The organism is Pseudonocardia hierapolitana (assembly GCF_007994075.1).
Lineage (GTDB): Bacteria > Actinomycetota > Actinomycetes > Mycobacteriales > Pseudonocardiaceae > Pseudonocardia > Pseudonocardia hierapolitana.
In genome coordinates, this window is the sequence record NZ_VIWU01000001.1 from 2,846,470 (window position 1) to 2,869,977 (window position 23,508).

A 23,508-nucleotide genomic window follows, 5' to 3' on the forward strand; every position below is an offset into this window, starting at 1 on the left:
CAGTGATGGCGGCTTCGAGCGGACGGGGAAGGTCAGCTCGCGCAACAGCACTGGTCGAAGGCGTCCGCGCGACGTGAACCCCAGATCTCTCCGAGGACTGCGGCGGGCGGCATGCGCGTATATGAACACATCGCGCGCGGGGACTTCCAGTGCGCTCCCAGCGCGCGGGATCGGCTCCGTAATGTCCGGGCAAGCCGGCACGTGATCATTCTCGTTCGTCAGATGTGCGCGGCCAGCCAGTCCCGCAGGTCGCCGAGCGGGCCGTCGCGCTCGGGTTCGTTGTAGATCTCGTGCCAGAGCCCCTCGTACCAGCGGACGGTGAGGTCGGGGGACCCGCAGGCGGCCTCCAGTCGACGGAACCCGGACGGGTCGACGATCGCGTCCAGCACGCCGTGCTGCATGAGCACGGGCAGCCGCAGGTCGCGCGCCCGCTCGGGCAGCACCTCGAACTGCCCGACGATCGCCGCGGAGAGGCCGAGGGTCGGGCGGCCGTGGTGCACCAGCGGATCGGTCCGGTACGCCGCGTACACGGCAGGGTCCTTGCTGATCTTCGAGGCGTCGATGCCGGCCGGACGGAGCATCGGCGCGACCTTCGCGACGGCCCGCAGCACGCCGACCGCAGCCCGCGGCACCGTGCTGTTGGCGAGCGCGGGCGCGGACAGGACGAGCCCGGCGAGGTCGCCCTGGTGGTCGAGCGCGTAGGCCAGCGCGATCTGCCCGCCCATGCTGTGGCCGAGCAGGAACACGGGCAGGCCGGCGTGACGGGCGACGACCGTGCGGCGGAAGGCGTCGAGGTCGGCCAGCCAGTCGGCGTAGCGGCGCAGGTGGGCGCGCCGGCCGCCGGAGCGTCCGTGACCCCGGTGGTCCACGCCGTACACCGCCCAGCCCGCTGGGACGAGCGCATCGACCACGTTGCCGTAACGCCCCGTGTGCTCGCCGAGACCGTGGCAGAGCAGCACCACGCCGCGCGGATCGCCCGCGGGGAGCCAGCCCTGCCAGAACAGCTCCACACCACCGACGCCGGGCAGCCGGCCCTCGACGTGCACCACCGCGCGCCCCGCTCCCGCCGGGTGGCCCGTCAGCGCAGGCCGCTCATGGCGTCGTCCTCGACCAGGTTGCTGTCGGCCACCGGGCTCGCCGGCTCGAGCACGACGTCGTGCCGCACGTCGGCCTCATCCGCCACGTCGAGCAGCGTTGCCACCGGCTCGCACCCGGCTGCCGCCACCGACAGTCCGTACTCGCCCGCACCGATGTCGCTGATCCGGTACGTGCCGTCGGCACCGGTGTCGACCGCGTCGACAGCCTCCCCGTCCTGCACGAGCGTGACCCGAGCGCCGACGATCGGGCCGTCCTCGCCGACGACGGACCCCGACACGGAGGACGAGCGCGCGACGAGGATGTCGGTCTCGGTCACCGAGCCGTTCACCGTGATCGCCACGGCGCCCGGCTGGTGCCCCGCCGCGGTCGAGACCAGCACGTAACCGCCCGGCGACGGAGCCACCAGCTCGCCCCGCCCCTCGGCGTCGGCCGCACCGGCGGCCACATCGCCGCCACGGTCGTCGAGCAGCGTGACCGTGGCGCCGCCGACCACCGAGCCGTCGCGGCGGACCACCCGGTAGCGCACGGGCTGCGCGTCACCTGCCGCGACCCGCGGCTCCTCCTCGTCGGGACGTTCCATCTCGACCACGGGGGCGCTGTCCGGGCGCAGGCCCGGATCGGCGAACCCGAAGGTCCGCAACAGGGCGAGATCGGCGGCGGCCTGCTCGGCGGCCCGTTCGTCGGGCGTCTGCCTGCTGCGGCGGCGCTCCACCTGCGCCTCCGGAGCGGAGGTTCGCTCCTCGGCGAACCGGTCCGGCACGGCGCCTGCCGGCAGATCCTCGCCTTCCACGTCGTCCCATCCGTCCGGGAGCGGGATCTCCCCCTCGGTGGGCGCCGACTCGGCGGGCTCGGCGGTCTCACGCTCGGAGGCACCGGTCGCTCCCGGCTCGATCCAGACGGCCTGCGGCTGCGCGACCGGCTCCGGTGCCACCGGCTGTTCCCCGGGGCTCACCTCCGCCGGCACGGATTCGACGGGCGTCTCCTCGCCCGACGTACCGATCTCGGCAGCTTCCCCGGAACGGGGCGTGCCCGCTCCCGGCTCGATCCAGACGGCCTCCGGCCGAGGGGCAGGCTCGGGCGACACCGGCACGGACTGGGCGCGCACTTCCTCGGCCGACGCCGCCCCGGTCTCGGCAGCTTCCCCGGAACGGGGCGTGCCCGCGGCGTCGTCCACTCCCGGCTCGATCCGACCGGCATGCGGCTGCGCAACCGGCTCGCTGGGCTCGTGCGGAGCCTCCTGTTCCACCGAACCGGCCTCCCTCGGCACGAGCCGGACCGGCGCGTCGTCGGCCGAGGTGTCCTCGGCAGGCGCCTCGCTCGGCTCCTCCGGGACGTCCACCTGCGATTCGGCCTCGGCCGGGACGATCTGCACCGGTGTGGCCGACTCCGGCTCGGCGGGCGGCTCCGGCGCAGGCGGCTCCGCGGCCGGGACGATCCGCAGCGGCGCAGGCGGCGCAGGTGGCTCCCGCCAGGGCTGGCCGCCTCCGAGCCCGACGGCCATGCGGGCGCCGCGCTGCCACGGCGTGTTGTCGCCGTCGAGAGAGGGCGCGGGCGGCTCAGCCGACTCCCGCCGGACCCTGCCCGCAACGGGTGTGGGCCTCGGTGGCGGCGGCACGAACGCGGGGGCCTGCGGCTCCGGCGCACGCGGCTCCGGCGAACGCGGGGCAGGCGCACGCGGGGCCGGTGCTGCCGCAGCAACCGGCGCGACCCGAGGCGCAGGGGCAACGGGCCGGGCCTCCTGCGGGGGCGTGACCGGGGCAGCGGCCGCTCGCGGTGACGCTGTGGCACGTGGAGTGGGCCGCGCGGGCCGGACGGTCGCCTGCTCCCGGAGCCGGACGAGATCGGCCACCGTGCGTGGCTGCGCGGCCGACGCGGCGATCTGCCTGCGCACCCTCGGCGCGAACCGCACGGCGAGCAGGGCGAACCCTGCGACGACCAGCGCCAGCCCGATCAGAACGAGCGTGTTCATCGGACTCCCCCGCCCGCGGGATGCCGCGTGGTTGATCCGCCCGCACGCTCTGTCATGTCCCGGCGCTCTCCGCTCCGCATCCGCCTTCGCCCGGTTGCGGGTGTCCAGCAGCTGGGACGGCGGTGAACCGCCCTGCTCTGCGGGAGCCCGCCGCAGGGAACCTAGCACCTGTTCCTGATCTGGGTAGTGAGCGTAAGGGAGCGTGTTGCCGCAGGTCACGGGCCACAGCGTGATCGTCGGCAGATCCCGGCATGCTTGGCGGTACCCGGGGAAGGGAAGCGATGTGGACAGCGAGCTGATGGAACTGGCGGCCGCGCACGGTGTCGCCACGAGCTATCGGGACGGCGACCGCCGCCCGGTCCGGGTGGATCCGGAGGTCGTGGTCCGGGTGCTGGGCCTGCTCGACGTCGACGCCGGCAGCCCGGAAGCGCGACGCGGCGCGCTGGCCGCCGTGCGGGAACGGGCGGCGGGCGGGCGCCTGCCCGGCACCATCGCGGCCCGCACGGACCGGTCCCGCCCCCTTCCCGAGCCCGGTGTGCTGGTCGACACCGGCGGCGGGCGGCGCGAGGTCACCGAGATCCCGGCGGGGCTCGAGCCGGGCTGGTACCGCCTCGAGCTGGGCGAGCAGGAGGTGACCGTCGTCGTGGCGCCGCCTGCGCTCCCGGAACCGTCGCGCGGCTGGGGCTGGATGCTGCAGCTCTACGCGTTGCGGTCGGCGGGTTCGTGGGGCATCGGGGACCTCCGCGACCTGCGCGAGTTCACGGCCTGGACCGGCGCCGAGCACGGTGCCGGAGCGGTGCTGCTCAACCCGCTGCACGCGATCACCCCCGTGCCTCCGGTGCAGCCGTCGCCCTACACCCCGTCGAGCAGGCGGTTCGGCACACCGCTCGCGCTGCGGATCACCGACCTCACGGCATACGCCCGCGCCGACGCGGTGACCCGCGCGGAGGTCGACGCGCTCCGGCCGGAGCTCGCGGGCGGGCTGATCGAGCACGACCGCGTGTGGGCCGCGAAGCGCGCGGCACTCGAGCTGCTGTGGCGCTCCGAGGGCAGGCCGGAGCCTCGCGGCATCGGAGCCGATCTGGAGGAGTTCGCGACCTACTGCGCCCTCGCCGAGCGGTACGGCGCGCGCTGGAGCCGGTGGCCCCATGGCCTGCGCAGGCCCGACGGCCCGGACGTCGCGGCCGCGAAGGCGGAGCTGGCCCCGCGGGTCGCGTTCCACGCGTGGGTGCAGCTGCAGGTGCAGGACCAGCTCGCGGCAGCCCGCGACGCGGCAAGGGCCGTCGGCGTGCGGGTGGTGCACGACCTCGCCGTCGGGTGCGATCCGGAGGGCGCCGACGGCTGGGCGCTGCAGGACGTGCTCGCACAGGGGGTGCGGGTGGGCGCCCCACCGGACGCGTTCAGCCAGCAGGGCCAGGACTGGGGTCTGCCGCCGTGGCGCCCCGACCGGCTCGACGCAACCGGCTACGCCGCCTACCGCGACCTCCTGCGCGCCCTGCTCCGCCAGGCCGACGGGCTGCGCATCGACCACGTCGCGGGGCTGTGGCGGCTGTGGTGGGTACCGCCGGGCGAAGGGCCGGACCGGGGCACCTACGTGCACTACGACGCCGACGTCATGCTCGCCGTGCTGACCCTCGAAGCCCATCTCGCCGGGGCACTCGTGATCGGCGAGGACCTCGGCACCGTCGAGCCGGAGGTCACCGAGGGCCTCGCGGAGCGGAACATGCTGGGCTCGTCGGTGCTGTGGTTCACCCGGGACCTGGACGCGCCCGGCCGGCCGCTGCTTGCCCCGCAGGAGTGGCCGGAGGAGTCGGTGGCGACCGTCTCGACCCACGACCTCCCCACCGCCACCGGATTCCTGCGCGGCGAGCACGTCAGGGCGCGCGCCGAGCTGGGACTGCTCGACGACGTGCCGGCAGAGGAGGCGAAGGCGACCGTCGACCGCCTGGAGCTGATCGAGCTGCTCCGCGAGCAGGGCCTGGTCGACGGGCCGGATCCCGGCGAGGACCAGCTCGTCGTCGCCCTGCACGCGCTGCTGGCGCGCAGCCGTTCGCGGCTCGTGCTCGTCTCCCCCTACGACGTGGTCGGCGAGGTGCGCCAGCCGAACCTGCCGGGCACGATCGACGAGTACCCGAACTGGCGGCTCCCCCTGCCCGTCACGCTCGAGGAGCTGCGCGACGACCCGCGGGTGCGCGTCGTGGTGGACCAGCTACGCCTCCGGCGGGGCGGGCAGGATGACTGACATGTCCGATGAGAACCGCGCCGGTCGCGCAGCCGACGTCCTGTGGAGGGCCTGGACCTCAGGCGTGCGGATCGCCGCGCTCCCCGACGAGATCCGGCCACGGGACGACGCGGAGGGGTTCGCCACGCAGCTCGCGATCGGCGGGCGCGCCGGGCGGTCCTACGGCTGGAAGATCGCGGCGACCACCGCTGCGGGACAGGCCCACATCGGCGTGAGCGGCCCGTTGCCCGGCCCGCTGTTCGAGCGGTTCCGCCACGACCCCGGCGACCTGCTGTCCAGCGACGACATGCACATGCGTGTGGTCGAGGCCGAGTTCGCCTACCTCATGGGCGCCGACGTCGCGCCCGGCGCCGGGCGCGACGAGGTCCTCGCCGCGGTCGACGGCCTGCACCTGGCCGTCGAGATACCCGACTCGCGGTTCGAGCGCTACGAGACGGTCGGCGCCCCGCAGCTGCTGGCCGACTGCGCCTGCGCGGGCCGGTTCGTGCTCGGCCCCGAGGTGCCCGGGTGGGCCGAGCACGACCTGTCCAGATGGGGAACGGCCGTGTGGATCAACGGCGAGCGGGCCGCGACGGGCAGCGGCGGCAACGTGCTGGGCGATCCGCGCAACGCGCTCGTCTGGATCGCCGAGGACCTGCGCCGGCACGGCCGCGGGTTGCGCGCGGGCGAGCTCGTGACCACCGGCACGACCACGGCCCCCGTGCCCGTCGGGCCGGGGGACGAGGTGCGCGCCGACTTCGGGGAGCTCGGCGAGGTGGCGTTCAGCTTCGCGGGATAGGCCGGGCGGCCACCCTGCGCGAGGCGGTCGACCACGGTTGCGTTTCCCCGAGCCGGCCCCGGCCGGTCCGAGCGACGCCGACGTGCTGCAGACGTTCGACGTGCAGAGGGCTGCTGCTGGCGGCGTGGGACGAGCGGCACGGCGACCGGCCGGTCGCCGTGGGCGTCGATCCGGTGTGCGGCACGGTGCTCGCCGACATCGGAGTGGTGGAGATCGCCGTGCACGGCTGGGACGCGGCGCAGGCCTTCGTTTCTGATCGACTGGAAGTATGAGAAGTCGTTCCGACGAGGTGATCGTTGTCGGTGCGGGTATCGCCGGCCTGACCGCAGCGCACCGGCTGGCCGCCGCCGGGGTCCAGGTGAGGGTGCTCGAGGCCGCGAGCGAACCGGGTGGGCGGATGCTCACCCGACCGGTGGGCGGGGGCCTGATGGAGCAGGGAGCGCAGTTCCTGTCCACCGGCTACGAGATCATTCCCGAGCTGGTGGAAGCAGCCGGGCTGTCCCGGCAGGTCGTCAAGGTCTCCGGGCGGTCCATGGTGGTGGCTGACGGTCGGTCGTGGCTGTTCGACACCGACCGTCCGTGGTCCTTCCTGACGGGAGGCGTGGTGCGCGTCCGGGATATCGCCCCGGTGGCGCGGGGGCTGTGGTCCACCCGCGAGCTGGCCGCCCGCCCCAAGAACGACCTCGTCCGGTGGAGCGATCTGGACGCCCTCAGCGGGCTGCACTGGGCGCGGGCGCGTTTCGGCTCCGGCCTGACCCGTCGGCTGCTGCTCCCAGCGGTCAACGGCCTCTTCTTCCAGGATCTGGCCGACAACAGCGCCGTTCTGCTCGGGAGCTTTCTGGCGTACTCAGCCCTCGGCCCCAAGGCCTTCACCCTGCGCGGCGGGTTGGGTTCTCTGACCACGGCCCTGGCGGCGACGCTGGACGTCGAGTACGACATCCGCGTCGAGCGCGTCGAGCGTTCGGGTTCCCCCGGCAGCAACGTCGCCCTCGCCACCTCCCGCGGTCCCCGGGAGGCGGCCGCAGCCGTGATCGCAACCCCGGCGCGCCCGGCCACCAGCATGCTGGTCGACCCGACGCCGGACGAGACCGCGGTCCTGCGCACCCCCTACAGCTGCGAGTTGCTGGTCGGGCTGGCCTTGGAAGAACCGCTGGCGGACGACGAACTGGGCGGAGCCTACGGTGCCCTGGTCACGCCGAACTCGTCGTCCCCGCTGGCGGCGATCGCCGTCTACTCGCGGGCTGACGCCACGGCCGCCGGCGAGGTGCTCACCGTCATGTTCGGGCAGGACGCCGCGCGGCGGCTGATGGCGGCCGACGACGCGGCGATCCGCACCGCGGCCGTTGACGCCGCGACACCCTTGCTGCCCGGGTTGGCCGGCCGCGTCACCGAAAGCCACGTGTCCCGCTGGCAGGAGGCCCTGCCCTACATCGAAGTCGGGCACGCCACGGCGGTACAGCACTACCGGGATCGGCTGCCCTTCGGCAGCCCCGTGCTGTTGGCCGGCGACTACCTCGGCCTCCCGTGGTCCGACTCGGCCGCCTTCAACGGACGCTGGGCCGCCGATCGGCTGATCGCCGGCCGCACCGATTGAGCCGAGCGAGAAGGCACGCTAGACAGGCAGTTAGTTAATTGCCATAGTGGCTTCGTGATCGACGTGGACCCGATCAAGGCGCCGGCCGAGGACCGCCGCCAGGCCATCGCCTCGGGCACGAGGGATGACGTCCGCATCGCGGCGCCACGCATCGAGCAGATCACCATCACCGTCCCCGCCTGGGACCGAACACGAGGAGACAACGGATGAGTGCGCCCGCAACAGCGGAGGGTCGATTGGCCCGGCTCGGGCTGGAGCTGCCTGCCCCACCAGCTGCGGTGGCCGCGTTCGAACCGGTCGTCCGGATCGGGACCACGGTGTACGTCAGCGGCCAGATCGCCACCCGCGACGGTCTCGTCGTCACCGGCCGGCTCGGGGACGACGTCGACGTGGCCGCCGGCCAGGAGGCCGCGCGACTGTGCGGGATGAACGTGCTCGCCCAGCTCCGATCGGCCGCCGGCAGCCTGGACGCCGTCCAGAGGCTGGTCAAGGTCACCGTGTTCATCGCATGCACACCGGGTTTCACCGAGCAGCCGCAGGTCGCCGACGGTGCATCGCGGCTCTTCGCCGACGTGCTCGGTGCCGCGGGAGCCCACGCCCGTGCGGCGGTGGGGGTCAGCGCTCTGCCCGCCGGGTCGGCGGTCGAGGTCGAAGCCGTGGCCGTGCTCCGCACCGACGGGCCGTCATGACGCACGGGGCCACCGCCGTCGCCATCAGCCCAGCCGACGTCCGGCGGGTCCACGAGATCATCAGGCCCCACGTGCGCCGGACACCCGTGGTGCAGGTGGACCTGCAGGCACTCGCCGCCGTCGCCCAGTCAGGGGGCGCACCGGTGACGCTCAAGCTCGAGCAGCTCCAGCGCTCGGGCTCGTTCAAGGCACGCGGCGCGTTCGCGAACCTACTGGCCCGTGACGTGCCGTCGGCGGGAGTGGTCGCCGCGTCCGGCGGCAACCACGGCGTCGCGGTCGCCTTCGCGGCCCACGAGCTGGGCGTTCCCGCACAGATCTTCGTGCCGACCGTCTCCGCCCCGGCGAAGATCGCACGGATCCGGCAGCTCGGCGCGGAGCTCGTGGTCACCGGCGAGCGCTACTCCGACGCACTCGCCGCAGCCGAGGAGAGCGCGTCCCGGTCCGGCGCTCTGCCGGTCCACGCATTCGACCAGCGCGAGACGATCCTGGGCCAGGCCACCCTCGGGCTGGAGCTCGCCGAGCAGGCACCCGCTGTCGACACCGTGCTGGTGCCGGTCGGCGGAGGCGGCCTGATCGCCGGCATCGCCGCATACCTCGCCGGCACGGTCCGCGTGGTCGGTGTCGAGCCGACCGGCGCGCCCACGCTGACCCGGGCCCGCGCCCACGGCGCCCCGGTCGATGCCCCGACCGGCAGCATCGCCGCCGACGCGCTGGCGCCGCGGCGCATCGGCGAGCTGGTCTTCCCCATCACCCAGGCGCACGTCCACGACGTCGTCCTCGTCGATGACGAGTCGATCAGGGACGCCCAGCGGGCACTCTGGGACGAGCTCCGGCTGGTCGCCGAGCCGGCCGCCGCGGTCGCGGTCGCGGCAGTCCGCACCGGCGCCTACCGCATCGCGCCCGGCGAACGCGTCGCCGTCGTCGTCAGCGGGGCCAACACCGAGCCAGGGCTCGCGCCGAAGGCGGTCGCCGACGACACAGGACCAGGTGCACCTGCCCGCGGATAATCCTCCTCGCTACTCGGGCCAGTTCACCGAGGGATCGACGGCCACGCCCCAGATCTTGTCTTCCGTGCTCGAGGGCTCGCCCGCCGCTGCCATGCCGCTCGTCATGCCCAGGACGATCGCCGCAGCGACCAACGCGACGCGATCCGGGTCCGTGCGCTCTTCATGGTTCTCCTTTGTTCCGACCGATTCACTCGAAGCGCCGGACACAGCCAGCCGATGGACAAGCCGTTCGCGCGTACCCACTGCCGAGCACCGACGAGGAAAATGTTTCCAGGGCGCACTTCCGTATCGCGGCCATCGCTGGACCGGGCCGGGTGCGACCGACCTCGCACGAGTCGGCCGTTCCTCGACGTACGTTCTGGACCTGGGTCACCACGGAGTCGAGCAAGCAGCTGGAGCTGTTCACGGCCGACCACGATGGCGGGGCGATCAACGGCGTCCCGGCCCCGATCGTGCGGCCCGATCCGTGCACGCGCCGATCGGGGGAGCTCGCGGGCAGACGTCGGGCAATGGCGCGTCGGCAAGAAACCCGTCGTGGCCGCATCGACGATGGCGACGTGATGTGGTGGCGGGCGCGGCCGGGGTGAACACCGCGACTACTGTCGGATATTCACGGCGGTGTGGCCGGAATCAGAACGATTCGCCCTTGGAGGACGCAATGGCAACGCAGACGACCGTGACCCTCGTGGACGACTTGGACGGCGGCAACGCCGATGAGCAGGTGGAGTTCACCGTCGACGGGAAGTCGTACGCGATCGACCTGTCGGCCTCGAACAGCAGGGAGCTGCGCGAGGTGTTCGCCCCCTACATCTCAGCGGGCCGGCGCACCGGCGGGCGCCGCCGCAACAGCCCCGCACCCGACACCGCAGCCCGACCGGCTCCCCGAACCGACCGGGAGCAGAACCAGGCGATCCGGGACTGGGCGCAGAAGCAGGGGCTGAAGGTCTCCGAACGCGGCCGGATCTCGACGTCGGTGCTGGAGGCCTTCAAAGCAGCCCACTGACCCCGGTCATCGAGCCGCGAAAGGCGGCAACCACATCCTCGACCCGGGACGGCACGGTTCTCCGTACGCATCCCAGCGCTCACCGGGGGCGGGGCGGAGGAGCTCGGCGGGTGGCGTTCAGCGTCACGGGATAGGCCATCATCGAGGGCGTGGAGTCGACGCGACTGGACCGCTGGCTGTGGGCGGTCCGGCTGACCAAGACCCGGCCGGACGCCGCGGCGGCGTGCCGGGGCGGACACGTGCGCGTGAACGACCGCCCCGCGAAACCGGCCACGCCGGTGCACCCGGGCGACGAGGTGCGGGCCCGGGTCCACGACCGGACCCGGGTGGTCGAGGTCGTGCGCGTGATCCAGAAACGGGTCGGCGCCGCCGACGCGGCCACCTGCTACATCGACCGGACCCCGGCTCCCCCGCCGGAGGCCATGGTGCCGGTGGCCCGCCGCGACCGGGGTGCGGGGCGGCCGACGAAGCGGGAGCGCCGCGTCCTCGACGCGTTCCGCACCGGAGGCGTCTGAGACTCAGGCCGCGGCGACGTCCACCCGAACAACGGGCTTCGGGGAGCGCTCCCGCAGGCCCAGAGCCGTGACGGAGGCCACCACGACGAGCAACCCGAACCACTGGCTGGGCTCCAGGTGCGTGCCGAGCAACCCCACGCCGATCAGCGCGGCCGTCACCGGGAACGCGAGCTCGGCGAGCGTCGCACGAGCGGCGGCGGTGGACCGCAGCCCGATGTAGTAGAGGGTGAGCCCGAGGAGGCCGGGCACCAGCGCGAGCAGCACGAGCGGGCCGAGCTGTGCCCCCGTCACCGCGACCGGAGCACCCTGCGCCAGCAGCACGACAGCACTGGCCGGGAGGCCGATGGCGAACCGCAGCACCGTGACGTCACGGCTGGCGATCCGCACGCTGACCATGCGCCCGAGCACGGTGCCGACGGCCCACAGCGCAGCCGCGGCCACGGCGAGCAGTGCAGCGGTGACCGCCTGCGGCGCCGCCGAGAGGGGGTTCGGGAAGGCCATCAGCCACGCCCCGGCGAGCGCGGGCACGGCGAACAGCCAGTAGCCGCGGCGCATGCGCTCGCCCAGCAGCAGCGCGGCCGCGACGACGGCGATGACCGGCTGGAGCTTCTGCAGGACGAGCGGGGTGACCGGGTCGCCGTAGCGGAACGCCTGGGTGAACAGCGCCGTCGCCACCGCCGAGGCGCCTGCGCCGATCAGCACGAGCGCCACGCGCTCCCGTGCGCCGGCCGCCCGGAACGCCCGCACCGCCGACGGCACGAACGGCAGCAGGACCACGACGATCAGCAGGTGCTCCCAGAACACCACGGTGGCGGCCGGCAGCTGGCCTGCGAGCGGTTGCCGCAACAACCCGTCGGTGCCCCACATGGCGGCCGCTATGGCGATCAGCCACGTCCGGTCGGGGACGCTCCCACGTCGATCCACACCACCCACCAACGCAGCGATGTTCGGATCCATACCCGATCCGGTCCGGTCCGTCCGGATTCGCCCCCCGCCACAGGGGGTACCTCCACGCCATCTGCCTGCAGAACTGCGATCGGGGAGTATGGGATGCCTGCGCTCGCCCGCGGCCCGGGGCCGCTGAGACTGAGGCTCCCGGCGCTGTCACTTCCGCAATGCCTGCGGGATGTTCGCGCACAGGTGGCGAGTTGGGCCGGGCGGCTCGGCATGCCCGCCGACGCCGTCGACGACATCGTGCTGGCCACGCACGAGGCGCTGGCGAACATCGCCGATCACGCATACCCGGACGGCGACGGTGACGCCGAACTCGACGCGGCCTGCGAACACGGCGAGATCCGGGTCGTCGTGCGCGATCACGGGAGCTGGAAGGCGCCGCGCGATCCCGGCTGGCGCGGGCGCGGCCTGGTGCTCATCGCGGGCCTGGCGGAGCACGTCGACGTGCAGCGTCTGCCCGCGGGCACGTGCATCGCGATGCGGTGGCGGCTCCCCGAAGGCAGCACCTAGGCCTGCGGCCCGGCGAGGCGAGACGCCGTCACTTCACCCATCCCCTACCCCGCACCGGCGTGCCCTCCTGCAAGGGGAGTAGGACCAACAAACGACAACGGGCGGGAGCCTGATCGGCTCCCGCCCGTCGCGGGGATGTTCCAGGTGGTGCGTGTCAGCCGGTGACCGGCAGGGCCGCCTTCACGACGGACGGGGCCGGAGCCGCGCCGGCGCTCTTGACGTCCGAGTCGTCGTCCTTGCCACCCTTGCCGTCGTTGTCGTCGCCGTTGTCGCTCTTGCCGTCGTCGTCGCCGTTGGCGTCGTCGTCGTTCGAGGACTTGCCGTCGTCGGCGCTGTCGTCGCTGCCGGAGGCGGCGCCGCCCTCCTGGCAGGTCGCGTTGCCGACGGTGATCGTCTGGAGGTCACCGCCGGTGGCGAGGCCGCCCAGCTCGCCGACGAGGCCGCCGACGGTGTCGGTGTTGACGGGCAGCTCCTTGCCCAGCAGGTCACCGAGGATCGGGAGGGCAGCCTTCTCCTGGGTGGAGAGCTTCTCCTCCTTGTCCGCGACCTCGGGGGCGGGGAGCACGGTCAGCTTGATGCCCGTGACCGAGAGCGAGCCGTCGGTGTTGCGCTTCTGGTCGTTCAGCGACAGCTTCACCAGCGGCGAGACATCGAGGTCCTTGCCGGGCACCGAGGTGTCGGGGAGCTTCTGGCCCAGGACCGAGCCGTTGATGATCTGAAGGCCACCCTCGCCGTTGTCGCACCAGGTGCGGATCACGTCGGCCTTCAGGATGTTGAGGAGGTTGACCTCCTTGACCACGGTCTCAGCGCGGTGGGACTCCGCCTCCGAGGTCAGCAGCCCGAGGGCGAGGTCGTCCTCGTACTCCCCGGCGACGTCACCGATCGACAGGAGCTCGTCGTGGACCAGCTTGCCGTCCACGGACTTCACCTGCGAGATCGGGTTGATGTCCAGAAGGCCCGACGCCGAGAGGGCGAACGCGCTGTCGCCCTTCGAGTCCGAGTCCTGCGCGAATGCGGGCGTCGCGCCGAGCAGCAGGGTCGTCACCGCGGTGACGGCCCCGACCGCTGCCGCACCGGCGAGCTTCTTCGTCTTCACTGTGGTGCTAACCCCTCATTCCTCATCGATGATCACGAGCGTGCCAAGCGGGACCTTGGCGAGCTTCTGCAAAGCGTCGTTCGGGACCCGGATGCAGCCGTTGCTGACGGCGTTGCCGAAGGAGCTCGCATCGGGCCATGCGTGGATGGCGACCGTTCCCGGGCCGCCACCGAAGCTGTCGAGCGTGGGGCTGTGCACCCCGAGCGGGAGGAACACCGACGAGTAGGTCTCGTTCGGGTTGGTGAATGCGCCCAGCAGGAACGTGCGGCCGGTCGGCGTGGGGGTCTCGGGAGTCCCGATCCCCACCGACCACTCGTCCACGACCTTGTCGTCCTGCACGAGCTGGAGCTTCTTGGCGCCCAGGTGCACCCGGATGACGTAGGGCGTGACGGCCCGTTCCAGGTCGTCGGCCCGGATCCAGCCGGTCGTGCTGGAGGGCTTGGAGGGCAGGAGCACCTGCACCCAGCCGGGCTGCTCGGCGATCACGGGGAGCCATGTGTCGCCGAACTGCGTGGTCTCCATGCGCGCGATCGGGCGCCCGTCGGGAGCGTCGCGCACCGGCGTCTCCCGGATCGGGTGCACGACCAGGCCGTTGGTGGTCCCCATCGGGTCGGGGTCGGCCGGCGCGCCGGTCAGTTCGGTGTACGTACTGCTCACGGGGATCTCGCCGGCAGGAACTTCACCCGCGGCGACGGAGGAGGGGTCGGTACTGGACCCATCGCCGCCGAAGAAGGTGAAGCCCAACGCGACGGCGATCGCGACGACGACCCCGGCGATCGCCCCGAAGAGGATCCCGCGCCGGGACGGACCGGGGCCCGCGCCTCGGGACGGCGCCGCTTCTGGCGGCGCGGTTGGCTGTGACATGTCACCCAAACAGAGCTGATCCGACAGGGACGGCCCAGACCGGATGACAACGGAGTCATTCGGTCACGGTCCGCGTAATTGATCAAACGAGGCTGCGCCGTCCGGGTTACTCCAAGTTGTCCGACTACCTTCTGTTGCGCAGATCACAACAGAAGGTGAGCGCACTTCCTCCACTGTGGTGACCTCGCGCTCACGATCGAGCCTTGCGCGCCCGCCGGATCATGAACGACTGTTGATGCATGGCGCCGACGACGTTCGCAGTGGTGGGAAGTGGCCGGCGATGCCGCTTCTTTCTCCGGATCGCCGCGGCGGCGCCCGACCGCCTGCGCGCGGTCGGCATCGTCAGCCGCGATCCGGAGCGGGTCGAACCCGGGGTCCGCGCCTTCCGCACGCTGGACGAGCTCCTCGCAGGCGAGCGCCCCGACTTCGTGGCCGCGGCCGTGCCGTGGCCCCAGATGCCCGACGTCGCCCGCGCGGCGGTGGCGCTCGGGGTGCCGGTGCTGGTCGAGACGCCGCCCGCCCCCGACCTCGACGGTCTGCGGGCGCTGTGGTCCGACGTGGGCGGCAGCGGTCTCGTGCAGGTGGCCGAGCAGTACCTGCTGATGCCCGGCCACGCGGCCCGCCTGGCCGCGGTGCGCGCCGGAGCGATCGGGGAGCCGACGGCCGTGCACGTCTGCTCCACGCACCTCTACCACGCCGTCTCGCTCGTGCGGGGGTTGCTGGGCATCGACATGGACGACGTCGTCGTCTCCGCGCGCGACTTCACCGCGCCGCTGGCCGACCCGCTCGGGTTCGACGGGTGGCGGCCCGACGCCGCCCCGGAACCGCGGACGAGAACGATCGCCACCCTCGACTTCGGCGGGCGCCACGGTCTCTACGACTTCACCGAGAACCAGTGGTGGAACCCGCTGCTCGCCCGGCGCATCGCGGTGCGCGGGACCAACGGCGAGCTGGTGGACGACCGCCTCGTGCGGCTGGTCGAGCCGGCGACGCCGGTCGAGTCGCACCTCGTCCACCGGCGCACGGGGATCGACCTCAACCTCGAGGGCAACGAGCTCGACCACGTCTCCCTCGACGGCCGCGTGCTGTACCGCAACCCGTTCCGCGGAACGCGCCTGTCGGAGGACGACATCGGCGTCGCCGCCATCCTCGAGGCCACCGGTGCGTGGGCCCGCGGCGAGGGCCCGCCGCCGTACCCGCTCGCGCAGGGGTGCCAGGACCACGCCATCTCGCTCGCCATCGGCGAGAGCGCCCGCACCGGGCAGGACGCGCGCGTCTCGAAGGAGGTGTGGGCCTGATGCCACAGGTACGGGCCGCGGTGCTGCGGACGCCGGGTGAGGGACTGCGCGTGGAGTCCGTCGACCTGGAGGCCCCGCACGCGGGCGAGGTTCTCGTACGGGTCGAGGCCGCCGGGGTCTGCCACACCGAGCTGCACTACATGGACGGCGCCATCCCCTGCCCGCTGCCGATCGTCCTCGGCCACGAGGGCAGCGGCGTGGTCGAAGAGGTCGGGGACGGCGTCGACGCCGTGGCGGTGGGTGATCGGGTGGCGTTCACCTGGCGCCCGCGGTGCGGGCACTGCGAGTACTGCGCCACCGGACGCCCGGTGATGTGCGTGTTCGGGCGGGTGCAGGCGCGCAGCGGTGGACTGCTCGACGGCACGTCCCGGCTGCGCCTCGACGGCGGCCCGCTGCACCACTTCCTCGGCGTCTCCTGCTTCGCGGAGCGCGCGGTGGTGTCGCAACGCGCGGTCGTCAAGGTGCCCGAGGGCATCGAGCCCGCGATCGCCGCCGTGACCGGTTGCGCCGTCATCACGGGTGTCGGCGCGGTCGTCAACGTGGCGGGCCAGGTCGCGGGGAAGCCGCTGGTCGTGGTCGGTGCCGGCGGGGTGGGTCTGTCCGCGCTGATGGGTGCCGTACTCGTCGGCGCGGTCCCGGTGGTGGTCGACGTCGCCGCGGACAAGCTGGAGCTAGCCCGCCGCCTCGGCGCCGCCCACACGATCGACGCCTCCGGCCTGTCGCCCGACGAGGTGGTGGCCACGGTCCAGGACCTGACCGGTGGCGGTGCCGAGGTGGCCGTCGACGCGGTGGGCCTGCCGCAGACGGTGCGCCAGGCGTTCGCCGTGCTGCGCCCCGGCGGCACCGTCATCGCGGTCGGCCTCGGCGCGGTGGACGCCACGGCCTCGATACCGATCAACGAGCTGGTGCAGCAGCAGAAGCGCCTGATCGGGAGCCTGTACGGGTCGGCGAACCCGCCCGTGGACCTCCCCCGGATCCTGGGCCTGTACCGGGCGGGCCGGCTGCCGCTGGACGTGCTGCTCGGCGAGCGCTACACCCTCGACGGCGTCGACGACGCCTATCGCGCCCTCCGTGCGGGCTCCACCGGCCGCGCGGTAGTACTGCCCTCATGACCAGCGAGTCCCATTACGCCACCTACCCCAGCCTGCGCGACGCGGTCGTGCTGATCAGCGGTGGCGCGAGCGGCCTCGGCGCCGAGTTCGTCACCCAGTTCGCCGCCCAGGGCGCGCGCGTCGGGTTCGTCGACGTGGCGGTCGACGCGGGCGAGAAGCTCGTGGCTGCCGTGGCGGAGCGCGGCCACCCCCGGCCGCTCTTCCGCGAGTGCGACATCCGCGACCTCGACGCCTACCGCCGGGTGATCGCCGAGATCGCCGCCGAGCTGGGCGACGTGCAGGTGCTCGTGAACAACGCCGGCAGCGACACCCGCCACCCCGTCGGCGACATCGAGCCGTCCTACTGGGACGAGCGCATGCGCGTGAACCTCGACCACCAGTTCTTCGCGGCGCAGGCGGTCGCGCCCGCGATGCGGGCCGCCGGGCGCGGCTCGATCATCAACATGGGTTCGATCAGCGCCCACGTGGACCTGCTCGACCTCACCGTCTACATGACCGCGAAGGCGGGCGTCGAAGGGCTCACCCGGTCGCTGTCGCGCGAGTTCGGGCCCGACGGCGTCCGGGTCAACTGCGTGCTGCCCGGGTGGATCATGACGCCCCGGCAGGTGGAGAACTGGCTGACCGCGGAGGCCGACGCCCACCGGGCAACGGCCCAGGCCGTTCCGCAGCGGCTCGAGCCTGCCGACGTCGCACGGCTCGTGCTGTGGCTCGCCGCTGACGACAGCCGCTCGTGCACCGGGCAGCACTGGGTGGTGGACGGCGGCTGGATGCACTCCTGACCGACGAGGACCGACGAGCGTGATCAAGGGCAAATGGTGGCGTTTCGATCTTCCGGAGCCACCATCTCCCCTTGATCGACGTTTGACAGCGCGCAGTTGTCCACCTCGGCCGCTCGTTGTCCACAGATCGTGAAGGTCCGGGGAATTCGCGCGGCCGAGGGCTCAGGCTCGGGGTGTGCGCCAACCGCTTCGCGACATCGCCGCAGCGCAGCACGGGGCGTTCAGCACCGCGCAGGCCATGAGCTGTTACAGCCGCGGCGAGTTGCGGGCGTTGGTCAGTTCGGGTCGCTGGGAGGCAGTGTTCACGGGCACGTACCGCGTGAAGTCGGGGCGGCCGAGCCCGATACTCCGGCTTTCGGCGGCCGGGCTCAGCATCGGGCGCGAGGTGCCGGCCTGCCTGCACACGGCCGCCGAGCTGCACGGTTTCGGCGTGCTCGACGACACCGCCACCCACGTTGCCGTCCGACCGGACGAGGCGTGCGCGCCGGACTAACCTCTGGCCACACCAGCTCGCCCTCGCGGTGGGCGATGTCATGCGACTCAGGTGCGGTGCGCTCGCGACCACGGCCGATCGCACGGCGATCGACTTGGCGCGGACCCTTCCGCGCATCGACGTCCTACCCGTGCTCGATGCCGCCATCGCCGCAGGTGTGTGCACGCAGGGCTCGCTGTCCGCGGAGCTGGAGCGGCATTCCGGGCTCCGGGGCGTCCAACAGGCGCGGGAGCTCGTGCCGCTGGCCGATCCTGCCCCGGAGTCGCCGCAGGAGTCGCGGCTGCGCCTGCGCTGCCACGACGCCGGGCTGCCACCGCCCACACCTCAGTTCCCTGTCCTCGGCCCCGGCGGCCGCGCGCGCCGCTGGCTGGACCTGGCCTGGGAGGAGGTCAAGGTCGGCCTCGAGTACGACGGCGAGGAAGGGCATGCCGGGCCGGAGAACCTGCGCGCCGACCGCCGTCGCCACAACTTCCTGCAGGACGACGGCTGGGCGATGTTCTACGCGACCGACCTCGACGTGTACCGAGACTTCTCGGATTTGATGCGTAAGGTCGGTGCGGCGATCGAGCGCCGGGCGGCGGCGCGGTGACACCGGGCCCTGAGCCGGGGCTCGCCAAGCCCGGTGAGACAACGCGGTTGTCGACGTCGATCAAGGGCAGATGGCTGCTCCCGAAGATCGAACCGCGACCATCTCCCCTTGATCACCGTCGTACTGGGACGAGGCCCTCACCGGCGCTGCTCCCCTTCGCGCGGGGAGAGGGCCGAGGCGGGCACGAGCACGGCAAGGTGCTCGGCCACCACGGCGCCGTAGGCGTCGCAGACGGCGAAGTTGACCCTGCCGAACCAGCGACCGTCGGCCGCGCGGGCCCACCGCTTGAGCAGCCCGGGCACCCTCCCGGTGGCGACGAGGAGACCACCGGGGACGGGGTCGGCGATCGGGCCGGGTGAATCGGGAGGGCCGTAGAGGCGGTCGAGGTGGACCCACACCGGCCGGTCCAGCGGCGGAGGCGGCGTGCTCACGCTCGACGACCACGGCTTGTACACGGCTTCCCCTTCCAGCGACCGAAATCGCGGCCGGGGGAAGCGACCACGTGCCCGTCAAGGATCGCACGCCGCTCCCGTGATCAGGACACCAGATCCGCCATCCGGTCGACCTGCGTGACGTCGGTCGCCCAGCAGTAGAGGACGACCTCGTCGGCCCCGAGGTCGGCGTAGGCGCGCACCTCGTCGCGCACCCGCTCCGGCGTGGTCAGCAGGCCGGCCAGCATGCGATCGGCGGTGCCGGTGAAGCCGTAGTAGGCGCCCATGGCGGTGCGGGCGTCGTCGGCGACGCAGTCCGGTCCCAGCGCGACGTTCACCTGGGCGACGAGCCGCGGCCGGCCGGGCCTCCCGTGTTCGGCCCAGTCGCGCTCGACCGCGCGGAACAGGTCACCGGCCAATGAAGGCGGGGCGGCACAGAGCAGGCCGTCCCCGAACCGGGCCACGCGGGCGAGCGCGGCCGGGCGGAACGCGCCGAACAGCAGCTCCGGACCACCCGGCGAGGCGAGGGCCGGGCCGATGGGCGTCGCCCCGGTCCACAGCTCCCGCATCCGCACGAGCTGCTCGTCGAGCCGGCGGCCACGGTTGCGCAGGTCGACGCCCGCGGCAGCATGATCGTCGGCGCGTCCGCCGATGCCGAGGCCGAGCGTGAAGCGACCGCGGCTCAGGCGGTCCAGCGTGGCGACCTGCTTCGCCAGCAGCGCCGTGCCGCGCAGCGGGGCGAGCAGCACCTCGGTCTGCAACCGGATGCGGCTCGTGACGCCGGCGAGAGCGGCCAGCGTGACGAGGGGCTCGGGGTTGTGCCAGACCAGTCGGTCGAGCAGGCCGAGCGTGCTGAACGGGCCGGCGTCGGCGTGGACGGCCCACTCGTGCAGCACGTCCGGGTCGTCGACGGGCAGGCCGATACCGATCTTCATGAGAACTCCGACGGAGGGTAGGCGTGATCGTCAGCCGCCCCTCCTCGCCGGGTCGGCGAGTGGTCCCGTTCTGCGGCGTCGTTCCGTCGGGACCACCGGCGGAGTGATCGCGACGCTAGCAAACGTCCGAGGGACACACGATCGTGATTACGACGAGATCCAACTCACATAGAGTCCGGATCCCACGGCGAGAGGGACACCATGCGGATCAGCTCGGTCATCGTCGTCATCTGGCTGGTCATCGGAGCGTTCGCCGCGTATCAGCGCGGCTACTTTTCCGGCGACGAGCAGGTCAACTGCGCCGAGCTCGGCACGGTGCTCGTCACGATCGTCACGGGGCCGCTGAACTACGTCGGACTCAACCCGACCATCGAGTGCACGATCCCGCAGCCGTCGCCGTAGGCATGTCGCCCGACCGGGGGAGCTTCCCGGTGGAATCGGATCTTCGCTCCTAGCATCCGAGGCATGCGGACATGGATCGGCATGGCATGCGCAGTCGCGCTGCTGACTGCCGGCTGCTCCGCGGACGTTACCGAGACCGGCCCGCAGATCACCGCAAGACCCGACGGCGTCAGCATAGGGATACCTGTTCAGGTGACGGTCGACGGGCTGCCCGCAGGCGATCAGGTCCGCATCTGGGCACGGACCTACGACCGGCAGGGCCAGCTGTGGGAGTCGTCCGGCGAGTTCGTCACCGACGGCGTGGGCCAGGTCGACGTCTCGACCGCGGCATCGACGGGCGGCACCTATACGGGCGTGGACCCGCACGGGCTGTTCTGGTCGATGCGCCTGCCGGATCAGAAGCAGGCGCCGTACCCGCTGATGGACGCCGACGACGTGGTCGTCCTGCTCGGCGTCGACCGGGCGGGGGCCACCGTGGCGCGCACGACGTTGCGCCGCGTGGTGCGCGAGCCGTCCGGCCGGGTGCTGCCCGTCGCCGAGGCGGGACTGGTGGGTGACCTCTACCTGCCGCCGGGAGCGGGGGTGTGGCCCGGGGTGCTGCTGCTCGGCGGCGCCGAGGGCGGACGGCCCGACCCGGCGTACGCCGCGCTGCTCGCGTCGGAGGGCTACGTGGTGTTCGGGCTCGCCTACTTCGGCGTGCCGGGCCTGCCGGACACGCTCAACCGCATCCCGCTCGAGTACGGGCTCACCGCCGCCCGGTGGCTCGCCGAACGGCCGGAGGTGGCCGGGGACCGGGTCGGCCTGGTCGGCACGGCCAAGGGCGCCGAGTACGCGCTCGTGCTCGCCTCGACGGAGCCGTCCCGGTTCGCGGCGGTGGTGGCGCACGTGCCGTCGGACCTGGTCTGGCCCGGGAACGGCACCACCGGCACGCAGATGTCCTCGTGGACCCGGGCCGGCGCCGACGTGCCCTTCCTGCGCGCGTCGCCCGCCCGCGGCGCCTCGTCCGCGGATCCGAGCCATCCCGTCCGCTCAGCGGACGCGTACGAGCGGGCCGTCGCCGCGGCCTCGCGCTGGCGGCTGGCGGTCGCCCGCATCCCCGTCGAGCAGATCACCGCCCCGGTGCTCTTCACCTCGGGGGACGCCGACGGGGTGTGGCCGTCCACGACGCAGGCGCAGCGCGCCCTCGAGTCGATCACCAAGGCCGGCAACCCCTACGGCTCGGCGCTGCTCGACTTCCCGGGGGCGGGCCACCTCGTCGGCGGTGTGCCGGACCTCCCGACCACCCGCACCGCGATCCCGAACGGGCCGGTGACGATCGACGCGGGCGGGGATCCGGCGACGACCGCCGCGGCCGTGCGGGACACCTTCTCCGCGACGGTCGAGCTGCTGCGCAAGGCGATGCCGCGCGGACGCGGATAGGGCTCATCGTCCCTTCGCCTTGCGTGCGGCGAAGGCGTGGGCCTCCGCCAGCAAGGGCTTGACCTCCTCGAGGCCCGCCTCGCTGGGGTTCACGATGCACACCCAGTACTGGGATCCGTAGTGCGGGTGCGGCATCAACCGGTCCTCAGTGGCGTAGTCGAACCCGGTGTCGAGCACCCAGTCGTCATCCCGCCTGCGGGGCGGGGCGCCGAACAGGCTCGTGTAGGTCGCCTTCCGGAGCCCGACGTTGAGCCGGAACGCCCCGTCGCGGTCCAGCTTCGAGACCCGGTCGTGGCGGTCGCTCGTGACGACCGTGGCGAAAGGCTGCCACGTCCCCTCGGGCGGGCGGCCGCTCGGGTCGTAGGTGAAGAAGGTGTCGCCCTCGTTCTCGACGGCGACGACGTGGTCGAACTCCTCGCAGATGTACCTGGTCACGGAACGGGCATCCATACCTTCAATCGTGTCATTGAACCACTATTTGAGACTTTTCAAGCGATCGACCGCGGCGTGCAAGGTCTCGGGCCGCTTCGGGAAGGCGAAGCGGATCATGCTGCGCCCGGCGGCCGCGTTCTCCGGCCGCCAGAACGACACCGCGGGCACGCACGACACCCCGACCTCGGTGATGAGCCGGCGGGCGAAGGCCACACCGTCGCCGCCCGGATCGAGCGGGGACATGTCGCACAGCACGTAGTACGACCCGTCCGGGCGGCGCAGGCCGAACCCGATGCTCTCCAGCGCCTCGCACAGCAGGTCACGCCGCGCCAGGTAGCGGGCGGCGAGATCGGCGTAGTAGCCGTCGGGCAGCCCCAACGCCGCGACGCCCGCGGCCTGCATCGGCGCAGGCGCGGCGATCGTGAGGAAGTCGTGCACCTTGCGGATCGCCGCGGTGAGGTCGGGCGGCGCCACGGTCCAGCCGACGCGCCAGCCGGTGACGGCGTAGGTCTTCGACAGCGCGTTGACCGTGACCGTGCGATCCTCCAGCCCCGGTACGAGCGCGGGCGGCAGGTACCCGCCCGCGCCGAGGGGATGTGCTCGTAGATCGAGTCGACGACGAGCACGGCGTCCCAGCGCTGGCACAGCTCCGCCAGCAGCGCGAGTTCCTCGGCCGAGTAGACCTTGCCGGTCGGGTTGTTGGGGTGGCAGAGGAACACCGCCTTCGTGCGCGGGCCGAACGCCGCGCGCAGCTCGGCTTCGTCGAAGGTCCAATCGGGCGCGTGCACCCGCACGGTGCGCGGCACGGCACCGGCGAGGATGGCGTCCGGCTGGTAGTTCTCGTACCACGGCTCGAACATGACCACCTCGTCCCCGGGGTCGAGCAGCGCGAACGCCACCGCCACCAGCGCCTCGGTGGCCCCGCAGGTCACGCACAGCTCCGTCTCGGGGTCGATCGTCCAGCCCGGGTAGGTCCGCGCGGTCTTCTCGGAGATGGCCGCGCGCAGCGGGGGCGTGCCGAACGTCATCGGGTACTGGTTGTCGTCGGCGAGGATCGCGGCGCACGCCGCGTCCTTGAGCTCCTGCGGGCACGGGAAGTCGGGGTAGCCCTGCCCCAGGTTGATCGCGCCGTGCTGGGCGGCCAGCCGGAACGTCTCCCGGATCACCGACTCCGTGAAGAGGCCTGCCTTCGCGCTGGTGCGGGTCAGCTGTGCTCGATTGCCTCCGCTTCGCTCCGGCGGGCTTGCGGGCCCTCTAGCCACCATCTTGCTCCTCCGGTGCTCGGTCGCTCGTTCCTCG

At 72.8% G+C, this 23,508-nt stretch carries 26 protein-coding genes and 1 pseudogene; 16 read left to right on the forward strand and 11 right to left on the reverse strand.

The window, feature by feature from the left end:
* Window positions 1-218 precede the first annotated feature (218 nt).
* Complete coding sequence (locus FHX44_RS13580; protein ID WP_147256133.1) at window positions 219-1,049, reverse strand: alpha/beta hydrolase; 831 nt, start codon at window positions 1,047-1,049, stop codon at window positions 219-221.
* Window positions 1,050-1,078: 29 nt separating this feature from the next.
* Window positions 1,079-3,067 (reverse strand): carboxypeptidase-like regulatory domain-containing protein, encoded by a 1,989-nt coding sequence (locus FHX44_RS13585; protein WP_147256134.1) that lies wholly within the window; start codon window positions 3,065-3,067, stop codon window positions 1,079-1,081.
* Between the two features lie 298 nt (window positions 3,068-3,365).
* Here FHX44_RS13585 and malQ point away from each other — a divergent pair, with 298 nt between their 5' ends.
* From malQ to FHX44_RS13610, 6 genes are all read left to right on the forward strand, one after another.
* Window positions 3,366-5,309, forward strand: a complete 1,944-nt coding sequence (malQ, locus tag FHX44_RS13590) for a 4-alpha-glucanotransferase (protein ID WP_147261153.1) — start codon at window positions 3,366-3,368, stop codon at window positions 5,307-5,309.
* A gap of 1 nt (window position 5,310) precedes the next feature.
* Window positions 5,311-6,087: a 2-keto-4-pentenoate hydratase gene (locus FHX44_RS13595; protein ID WP_147256135.1), complete on the forward strand. Its 777-nt coding sequence runs from the start codon at window positions 5,311-5,313 to the stop codon at window positions 6,085-6,087.
* 268 nt (window positions 6,088-6,355) lie between these two features.
* A complete protein-coding gene (locus tag FHX44_RS13600; RefSeq protein WP_147256136.1) occupies window positions 6,356-7,681 on the forward strand; it encodes a protoporphyrinogen/coproporphyrinogen oxidase in 1,326 nt (441 codons plus the stop codon).
* Window positions 7,682-7,735: 54 nt separating this feature from the next.
* On the forward strand, window positions 7,736-7,891 hold the full coding sequence (locus FHX44_RS42130; RefSeq protein ID WP_170308894.1) for a hypothetical protein: 156 nt from the start codon (window positions 7,736-7,738) through the stop codon (window positions 7,889-7,891).
* A complete protein-coding gene (locus FHX44_RS13605) occupies window positions 7,888-8,370 on the forward strand; it encodes a RidA family protein (RefSeq protein WP_147256137.1) in 483 nt (160 codons plus the stop codon). The genes FHX44_RS42130 and FHX44_RS13605 overlap by 4 nt, the downstream gene beginning before the upstream one ends.
* The gene (locus FHX44_RS13610) at window positions 8,367-9,377 is read left to right on the forward strand and encodes a threonine/serine dehydratase (protein ID WP_147256138.1); all 1,011 of its coding nucleotides are present in this window, start codon (window positions 8,367-8,369) and stop codon (window positions 9,375-9,377) included. The genes FHX44_RS13605 and FHX44_RS13610 overlap by 4 nt, the downstream gene beginning before the upstream one ends.
* Before the next feature lie 9 nt (window positions 9,378-9,386).
* On the opposite strand, the gene FHX44_RS13615 is transcribed toward FHX44_RS13610, so the two are convergent.
* Window positions 9,387-9,620, reverse strand: coding sequence for a hypothetical protein (locus FHX44_RS13615; RefSeq protein WP_147256139.1), 234 nt, complete (start codon window positions 9,618-9,620; stop codon window positions 9,387-9,389).
* Window positions 9,621-10,035: 415 nt separating this feature from the next.
* Here FHX44_RS13615 and FHX44_RS13620 point away from each other — a divergent pair, with 415 nt between their 5' ends.
* Together FHX44_RS13620 and FHX44_RS13625 are read left to right on the forward strand one after the other, a co-directional pair.
* Window positions 10,036-10,380: a histone-like nucleoid-structuring protein Lsr2 gene (locus FHX44_RS13620; protein ID WP_147256140.1), complete on the forward strand. Its 345-nt coding sequence runs from the start codon at window positions 10,036-10,038 to the stop codon at window positions 10,378-10,380.
* 149 nt (window positions 10,381-10,529) lie between these two features.
* Window positions 10,530-10,895 (forward strand): RNA-binding S4 domain-containing protein, encoded by a 366-nt coding sequence (locus tag FHX44_RS13625; protein ID WP_170308895.1) that lies wholly within the window; start codon window positions 10,530-10,532, stop codon window positions 10,893-10,895.
* 3 nt (window positions 10,896-10,898) lie between these two features.
* Here the strand turns inward: FHX44_RS13625 and FHX44_RS13630 are convergent, their stop codons facing one another.
* The gene (locus tag FHX44_RS13630; RefSeq protein ID WP_281287890.1) at window positions 10,899-11,819 is read right to left on the reverse strand and encodes a DMT family transporter; all 921 of its coding nucleotides are present in this window, start codon (window positions 11,817-11,819) and stop codon (window positions 10,899-10,901) included.
* A gap of 126 nt (window positions 11,820-11,945) precedes the next feature.
* Here FHX44_RS13630 and FHX44_RS13635 point away from each other — a divergent pair, with 126 nt between their 5' ends.
* The gene (locus FHX44_RS13635) at window positions 11,946-12,359 is read left to right on the forward strand and encodes an ATP-binding protein (protein ID WP_147256143.1); all 414 of its coding nucleotides are present in this window, start codon (window positions 11,946-11,948) and stop codon (window positions 12,357-12,359) included.
* A 154-nt stretch (window positions 12,360-12,513) separates the two neighbouring features.
* Here the strand turns inward: FHX44_RS13635 and FHX44_RS13640 are convergent, their stop codons facing one another.
* Window positions 12,514-13,455 (reverse strand): hypothetical protein, encoded by a 942-nt coding sequence (locus FHX44_RS13640; RefSeq protein ID WP_147256144.1) that lies wholly within the window; start codon window positions 13,453-13,455, stop codon window positions 12,514-12,516.
* Window positions 13,456-13,470: 15 nt separating this feature from the next.
* Window positions 13,471-14,319, reverse strand: coding sequence for a L,D-transpeptidase (locus FHX44_RS13645; protein ID WP_147256145.1), 849 nt, complete (start codon window positions 14,317-14,319; stop codon window positions 13,471-13,473).
* 239 nt (window positions 14,320-14,558) lie between these two features.
* Here FHX44_RS13645 and FHX44_RS13650 point away from each other — a divergent pair, with 239 nt between their 5' ends.
* The 5 genes from FHX44_RS13650 (at window position 14,559) to FHX44_RS13670 (ending at window position 18,590) form a co-directional block, all read left to right on the forward strand.
* Window positions 14,559-15,617 carry a Gfo/Idh/MocA family protein gene (locus FHX44_RS13650; protein WP_147256147.1) on the forward strand — a complete coding sequence of 353 codons (1,059 nt, stop codon included), beginning with the start codon at window positions 14,559-14,561 and terminating at the stop codon, window positions 15,615-15,617.
* A complete protein-coding gene (locus tag FHX44_RS13655) occupies window positions 15,617-16,729 on the forward strand; it encodes an alcohol dehydrogenase catalytic domain-containing protein (RefSeq protein ID WP_147256148.1) in 1,113 nt (370 codons plus the stop codon). The genes FHX44_RS13650 and FHX44_RS13655 overlap by 1 nt, the downstream gene beginning before the upstream one ends.
* Window positions 16,726-17,508: an SDR family NAD(P)-dependent oxidoreductase gene (locus tag FHX44_RS13660; RefSeq protein WP_147256149.1), complete on the forward strand. Its 783-nt coding sequence runs from the start codon at window positions 16,726-16,728 to the stop codon at window positions 17,506-17,508. The genes FHX44_RS13655 and FHX44_RS13660 overlap by 4 nt, the downstream gene beginning before the upstream one ends.
* Window positions 17,509-17,683: 175 nt before the next feature.
* Window positions 17,684-18,001 carry a type IV toxin-antitoxin system AbiEi family antitoxin domain-containing protein gene (locus FHX44_RS13665; RefSeq protein WP_147256150.1) on the forward strand — a complete coding sequence of 106 codons (318 nt, stop codon included), beginning with the start codon at window positions 17,684-17,686 and terminating at the stop codon, window positions 17,999-18,001.
* A 40-nt stretch (window positions 18,002-18,041) separates the two neighbouring features.
* The gene (locus tag FHX44_RS13670) at window positions 18,042-18,590 is read left to right on the forward strand and encodes a hypothetical protein (RefSeq protein ID WP_147256151.1); all 549 of its coding nucleotides are present in this window, start codon (window positions 18,042-18,044) and stop codon (window positions 18,588-18,590) included.
* Between the two features lie 137 nt (window positions 18,591-18,727).
* On the opposite strand, the gene FHX44_RS13675 is transcribed toward FHX44_RS13670, so the two are convergent.
* The gene (locus FHX44_RS13675) at window positions 18,728-19,021 is read right to left on the reverse strand and encodes a hypothetical protein (RefSeq protein ID WP_147256152.1); all 294 of its coding nucleotides are present in this window, start codon (window positions 19,019-19,021) and stop codon (window positions 18,728-18,730) included.
* 104 nt (window positions 19,022-19,125) lie between these two features.
* Window positions 19,126-19,956, reverse strand: coding sequence for an LLM class flavin-dependent oxidoreductase (locus FHX44_RS13680; RefSeq protein ID WP_147256153.1), 831 nt, complete (start codon window positions 19,954-19,956; stop codon window positions 19,126-19,128).
* Between the two features lie 201 nt (window positions 19,957-20,157).
* Between FHX44_RS13680 and FHX44_RS13685 the strand changes: the two genes are divergently transcribed.
* Complete coding sequence (locus FHX44_RS13685; protein WP_147256154.1) at window positions 20,158-20,358, forward strand: hypothetical protein; 201 nt, start codon at window positions 20,158-20,160, stop codon at window positions 20,356-20,358.
* A 192-nt stretch (window positions 20,359-20,550) separates the two neighbouring features.
* Window positions 20,551-21,777 (forward strand): acyl-CoA thioesterase/bile acid-CoA:amino acid N-acyltransferase family protein, encoded by a 1,227-nt coding sequence (locus tag FHX44_RS13690; RefSeq protein ID WP_170308897.1) that lies wholly within the window; start codon window positions 20,551-20,553, stop codon window positions 21,775-21,777.
* 3 nt (window positions 21,778-21,780) lie between these two features.
* Here FHX44_RS13690 and FHX44_RS13695 read toward each other — a convergent pair whose 3' ends face one another.
* The 3 genes and pseudogenes from FHX44_RS13695 to FHX44_RS44190 form a co-directional block, all read right to left on the reverse strand.
* The gene (locus FHX44_RS13695) at window positions 21,781-22,227 is read right to left on the reverse strand and encodes a DUF6194 family protein (protein ID WP_147256158.1); all 447 of its coding nucleotides are present in this window, start codon (window positions 22,225-22,227) and stop codon (window positions 21,781-21,783) included.
* Window positions 22,228-22,251: 24 nt separating this feature from the next.
* Window positions 22,252-22,854, reverse strand: a complete 603-nt coding sequence (locus FHX44_RS42765) for a pyridoxal phosphate-dependent aminotransferase (protein ID WP_212612463.1) — start codon at window positions 22,852-22,854, stop codon at window positions 22,252-22,254.
* 8 nt (window positions 22,855-22,862) lie between these two features.
* Window positions 22,863-23,474, reverse strand: a pseudogene (locus FHX44_RS44190) (aminotransferase class I/II-fold pyridoxal phosphate-dependent enzyme); the annotation flags it as partial.
* Between the last annotated feature and the right edge of the window lie 34 nt (window positions 23,475-23,508).